Source organism: Psychrobacter piechaudii, assembly GCF_900162825.1.
Lineage (GTDB): Bacteria > Pseudomonadota > Gammaproteobacteria > Pseudomonadales > Moraxellaceae > Psychrobacter > Psychrobacter piechaudii.
Genome location: NZ_FUGE01000225.1, coordinates 1 through 5,922, shown reverse-complemented (window position 1 = coordinate 5,922; position 5,922 = coordinate 1). Strand labels below are relative to the sequence as shown.

At 41.4% G+C, this 5,922-nt stretch carries 5 protein-coding genes and 1 pseudogene; 1 reads left to right on the top strand and 5 read right to left on the bottom strand.

All coding sequences use genetic code 11. The annotated features are described in order from the left end of the window. Positions 1-241: pseudogene (locus tag A1019T_RS11795) on the top strand (transposase); the annotation flags it as partial. 146 nt (positions 242-387) lie between these two features. On the opposite strand, the gene ruvB reads toward A1019T_RS11795, so the two are convergent. The 5 genes from ruvB to A1019T_RS11770 all read right to left on the bottom strand — a co-directional run. Beyond that, positions 388-1,365 carry a Holliday junction branch migration DNA helicase RuvB gene (gene ruvB / locus A1019T_RS11790; RefSeq protein ID WP_077451818.1) on the bottom strand — a complete coding sequence of 326 codons (978 nt, stop codon included), beginning with the start codon at positions 1,363-1,365 and terminating at the stop codon, positions 388-390. Between the two features lie 187 nt (positions 1,366-1,552). Beyond that, positions 1,553-2,455 (bottom strand): LysR family transcriptional regulator, encoded by a 903-nt coding sequence (locus A1019T_RS11785; RefSeq protein WP_167366873.1) that lies wholly within the window; start codon positions 2,453-2,455, stop codon positions 1,553-1,555. Positions 2,456-2,622: 167 nt separating this feature from the next. Next, entirely contained in the window at positions 2,623-4,797 is a 2,175-nt protein-coding gene (gene dnaX, locus A1019T_RS11780; protein WP_077451814.1) for a DNA polymerase III subunit gamma/tau, read from the bottom strand. Between the two features lie 237 nt (positions 4,798-5,034). After that, positions 5,035-5,589, bottom strand: coding sequence for a hypothetical protein (locus A1019T_RS11775; protein ID WP_244156659.1), 555 nt, complete (start codon positions 5,587-5,589; stop codon positions 5,035-5,037). Positions 5,590-5,648: 59 nt separating this feature from the next. Further along, positions 5,649-5,922, bottom strand: a 274-nt coding sequence (locus A1019T_RS11770; protein ID WP_143514136.1) for an RNA-guided endonuclease InsQ/TnpB family protein, incomplete at its 5' end; no start/stop codon positions are given.

The window sequence follows — 5,922 nt, the reverse complement described above, 5'->3', positions numbered from 1 at the left end:
AATTGCCTCTCAGGCTTGTACGCTCGTGTGGCGTATTATGCAAGCATCTGATAAACAGTCACAAGAGTTTGCTTTGTTTTTAGTGCGCCTCTCAGGTCGACAAATGAAACGCAGCAAACCAATAACCGCACCTGCTGTGATGGCAGGATTGTTCCAGTGGCTTAATTTTACCGAACTGGTAAATCATTATCCCCCTGACAAACTGCGTGAATTCGCTGATGCCGCTAGTAAATTTGTGTAGATACCTATGCCCTGAAGTGGGTGGTTTTACGGCGACTGGTGATAAATATGAGAAATATTTACTGAAAGTTTTAGAATAAAAAAGTGCAAGCTTAATAGCTTGCACTTAAAATTACTTTTGAGATAGCTTTTTAAAAAATAGGTGGATTACAGTTGATCAATGGCCATTTGAGTCAATACCCGACCTCGTGCGGTCCTTAGTACATAACCTTGCTGTATTAGATAAGGCTCGATCACGTCCTCTAAAGTACCTCTATCTTCAGCCATTGCAGCGGCAATGGCTTCTACACCAGCAGGTCCTCCATCGAAGCGGGCATGAACCATTTCAATATAACGTCTGTCTAAATGATCCAAACCACGTCTATCTACCGCCAACATATCTAGGGCACTGTCAGCAATATCACCGGTAACCTTACCGTTTGATTTTACTTCCGCATAATCTCGAACTCGGCGTAATAAACGGTTAGCAATACGCGGAGTACCGCGAGAGCGTCTGGCAACCTCAACTGCACCCTCTGGTGTCATTTCAACATTCATCAAACGTGCCGAGCGACTCACAATAGTGGTCAAATCTTCAATATTATAAAACTCTAAACGCTGAACAATCCCAAATCTATCGCGTAATGGAGAGGTCAATAGACCCGCTCTTGTCGTCGCTGCTACCAAAGTAAAGGGAGGTAGATCTAGCTTAATAGAGCGCGCCGCTGGTCCTTCTCCAATCATGATATCCAACTGAAAGTCTTCCATTGCTGGATATAAAATCTCTTCGATAACAGGGCTTAAGCGATGAATCTCATCAATAAATAACACATCCCCCTCTTCGAGGTTGGTCAACATGGCCGCTAAATCACCAGCTCGCTCCAGTACTGGGCCTGAGGTAGACCTTAGATTTCCACCCATTTCACGAGCAATAATATTGGCCAATGTGGTCTTACCTAAACCAGGAGGACCAAAGATTAGAGTATGGTCTAAGGCTTCTTTTCTCCGTCGCGCCGCCTCGATGAAAACTTCCATCTGCTCACGTACCACTGGCTGACCAATATATTCTGCCAGTGTTCCTGGGCGAATATTGCTATCCACCACATCATCTTGACGTTCTAAAGGATTAATTAGTCTATTTTCCATAATCTGTTGTAAACAACCTCATAATATAACTGGCAGATAGCGTATTTAAGTGCATAAAAATTCTTGGTTAATCAAAAACATAGGAGCAAAAAAAATACGCTGAAGTAGTGTCTTAGTATATTAATTATATACCATCAACACTACTTTAGCGTAAGCCTTAAAGTTAGAAAATATTTTAAGGTTTTAATTATGCTGCAGCATGGAAGTTCTTTTTCAGAACTTCAAGACAACGCGTAATTTTTGCAGGTTGTTGCTCACGATCTAAGGTAACCGCATATAAAACAAAGTGCGGTAAGGCATATTCAGGAATTACTTCTACCAGCTCACCAGAAGCCAATTCTTTTTGAACATCAAGCGACATAACACGCACTAAACCATGACCTTCTTTAGCTAAAGTAGTTGCTAAGAAGACATTATTGGTTTGAATTCTAGAAGGAACTTTGACGCGATTCTTTTTACCAGTTTCAATACTATTAAAATCCAAAGTACTTGGATCTTTCATTAAGTCAATACTGATAAGCTGATGATTAACCAAGTCTTTCGGTTTAGTAATCTTCTCATGCTGTCTTAAGTAGTGTGGTGAAGCTACCAACATTTGCTTAACTTCAGCTAGCGGATAAGTGGCCACAGAGCTGTCTTTAATCTGTGGACTCATACGGATAGCGATGTCAGCACGCTCATCAATCATATCAATATAATGGTTATCAGCTAGGAAGTGAATGCTTAAATCATCATGAGCAGACATCCAGGTAGATAAGGCTGGAAGGATATGATTCACCCCTAACTCAGGAGTGGTTGCAATTCTCAAACTACCTGCTAATTCATCACGTAGTTGGTTAACTTTAATACGACCTTGATCTGCTGCGGCAACCACATCTTTGGCAGACTCATAGAAGCTAGCACCCGCTTCTGTTAAACTCAGCTTACGAGTAGATCTATGTAGCAATACTACGCCTAAGTCTCTCTCAAGCGATCTGATTTGTTGGCTTACAGCACTGGTGGTGATACCTAGCTGTCTAGCTGCCCCACTGAATGAACCATGGCCGACAACACTGGCGAATACCGCCATGCCTCTTAAATTGTCTAACATCATTCTAAACACCTAACATATAAAGTAAGTAGCATAGTATAACTTATTTAAACAGACAAATGTTGAGAAATTACAGACAAATGTAGAGTATTTCCAATTTTTAAGTTTACTTTTTGTGAAAACTGATTGTAGAAACATTGCAGCAGACATAAGCAATAGAAAAAAGACTATTCAACGTCGGTTAAAAGCTTCAAATTGACTATTTCCCCTTTAAAATCATGGATTAGCCTTTGCATAACTGGACTATTAGTAAGCAGCTGTTTGGCAGAGTCTTTGGCTTTAACTTCTCGTAACTTCTGTCTGTTTTGAGGAAGAAAATCTTCATTATCAGAGTTAAGTGAAGTGTCGACAGCAATCGATACTTGCGCCCCGAATTGCTGATTCAAATGATTGGCTAAATGCTTAAAAATACTTTGCATATTCTTAGTATCAAAGGCAACTTTGAAGACACTCTCACCAGAGATTTCACCTGTCATTACCCCTTGTCTAGCCATGGCAAGCTGATCATAAGCCAATGCACCAGATTCCCTAGCAGTCTGTAACCAGTAGTCCCATTTCTCAGGTGTCCACTCTCCTACCAACTCTACCGGAGCACACTTTAATAATGAGCGTGGATCCTCATCTGAAAGCGGTGAATTAATTTCGCTTTTAGAAGATTGTTCAGTTGGCGACGTAGAGAGGGCCTGACTTGGCTCAGAAGGGTTCTCATTTGTCTCTAAAAACGCCTGTTGTTCAATTGTTATACCGTCCGATTCCGCATCGACTGACTGAATAGAGTCAGTATTGTTATGCGAAACAGGAGATTTTAAATGACTTTGGTCTGTAAATAAAGGATTTAATTGAGAATCAGACTCAAAATCAATATTATCTGTATTACTCTTTGCAGAATCCTCTAAATTTGGGAGATTATTCTCCACTTGTCCTGACCCAGAATCCAAGCTACTTACGTAATTTAAGTTATCTTCATAATTTTCAGTCTGATCAATACTATCGGCAACCAAGCTGTCAGGTGTTGGCGCATCGATGGCCATTTCCGTATTAGTGGCAACTTCTGCTTCTGTCTCAACAGCCAAAGCTGACTCATTATCTCCATTAGTAATGTCAGCACTCATCTCTTCAGCCAGTGGCTTTGGATCAGAAACCTCAGCTTCAGGTTCAGCCTGCTGTGATGTGGCTGCTTGGCTGCTTGACTCTGCAACTGTAATTGGTGGCGAATCAGAAACTGTAGGCGTAGGTACCTCATTTATAGCCAGTGGCCTAAATGCCAATAACCGCAGTAAGCACATCTCTAAGGCCTGCAGCGGGGTATTGGCCAACTTAATTTGCTCACGACCTTGGATAATAATTTGATAGTAAAGCTGTAACACATCGGCACTGATGATATTCGCTAACTGTTTAATTTGATGCGCTTGCTTGTCATTGACGTTTAATGCCACACTTGGCAATAGCTGCACCATGGCGATTTGATGTAACAGCTCTGCAAGTCCATCAAACATACTGCCAGCATCGACCATCTGTGCCCGCATCTGTTCAATATGAGCAGAGACTGACTCTGTATCCCCTTGATAAATATCAAGCAGCAGCTGCACCAAATCTGCATTATCAATTAACCCCAACATATCATTAACCGTCTCATCGGTTAACGCCCCTTGACCAAAAGCAATCGCTTGGTCAGTTAAAGACAAAGCATCACGCACCGAGCCTTTGGCTGCATTAGCCAACTGCCAAAGTGCTGGCTGAGTAAAGGCAATACCTTCTTGAGTCAGTAAATTGGCAATATGATCGCTTAGCGCTTGCTGTGGTAGAGGACGGAGCACAAACTGCAAGCAGCGACTGATGATAGTAATAGGTAATTTTTGCGGATCTGTTGTGGCCAATAGGAATTTGACATGCGAAGGGGGCTCCTCCAACGTTTTTAACAACGCATTAAAGCTGTGCGTAGACAGCATGTGCACTTCGTCAATCAAATAAACTTTGTAGCGACCTTGGGTAGGGGCATAAGGAACATTATCGATAAGCTCTCGGGTGTCCTCAACTTTGGTACGCGAAGCCGCGTCAATCTCAATAAGGTCAATAAAGCGACCTTGATCAATTGCCACACAGCTACTGCACACACCGCACGGCGTACTGGTGACCCCAGTTTCGCAGTTTAAGCATTTAGACAAAATACGGGCAATAGTGGTTTTACCTACCCCGCGAGTCCCGGTAAATAAGTAAGCATGGTGTAGCCTATTATGATCAATGGCGTTAATAAGTGCTTTAGACACATGGGTCTGCCCTACCAACTCATGGAAGTTCTTTGGGCGATATTTACGTGCTAAAACTTGATATTGCTGCGACATAATAGACAACCAAACCTATGACATGTAATTTAAAAACTTAAAAAAGCAAACAAAAACTTGACCCAAACTAATAACTAAGACTTGGGCCTATTTTAGGTGTCCCAGTTGGTTTACCTATTAACTATTTTGATTACTTAATACTTAATACTTATTACTTAATACTTATTACTTATTACTTAATACTTATTACTTAATACTTATTACTTACTGCTTACTACTAATACTAGAACGCTTTCATTATCCGATACTATCAGCCAATACTGAGCCTGATTGATGATAAACATCCATCACAACAGTAACATTACCTTTTCCATCATCATTAGACATATCAAACACTAAAATAAAGTATTCTTGCATGGCTGGGTTTTGAAGCTGAGCATTAATGTCTGATAGTAAGCTTTGATAATTGTGCTGTAGCCACTGCTTTGAGTACTGAGCTTGCTGATCTAAACCATAGACCACAATGACATAATGATTACCAAAGTCATTGTAAGAATGCTGATGGCAAAGATAACCATTGAGGCATTCTTCTCTAGATCTGTTTTCGTAATCCATCATCTCTTCGATGATACTCAATCGAGTATACATAGACTCAGCGACTAAAATTTTGACCTCTTCAAGAGGGATGGTCTCTCCCGCTTCATGTCGACGTTTGGTCGCTCCATTGAGCAGCCTTTGGAAAATAGCAGCATGAGACTGCAGCTTATGAGTCAACTCTTTTAATGGCTCAGATAACTGCGAACCATCCTGATTAATAATGTTGGTTAGTCGAGTTTCAACCTTTCCTAGCAATCCTATTTCAACCAGCTTTTGTTGAACAGCTACTGCTCTGTATTGACCTCCTCCCCTCGCTAAAACGAGGGGATTCCTACAGCTAGACGATCAAGCCCGACCGCGAGGATGTTCTTAGCAGCATTGATATCTCTATCATGCCATGTGCCACACTCAGCACAAGTCCATCCTCTTATTCGCAGACCTGCTCTACCTTTCGGACTACTGTCACTTATTTTATGGCAGTACGAGCAGGTCTGGGTAGTGTAACTCTCATTTACGATCTCAAACTGACAACCTGCATGCTTGCATTTGTATTCCAGTTGTCGTTTAAGTTCAAACCATCCTGCATCA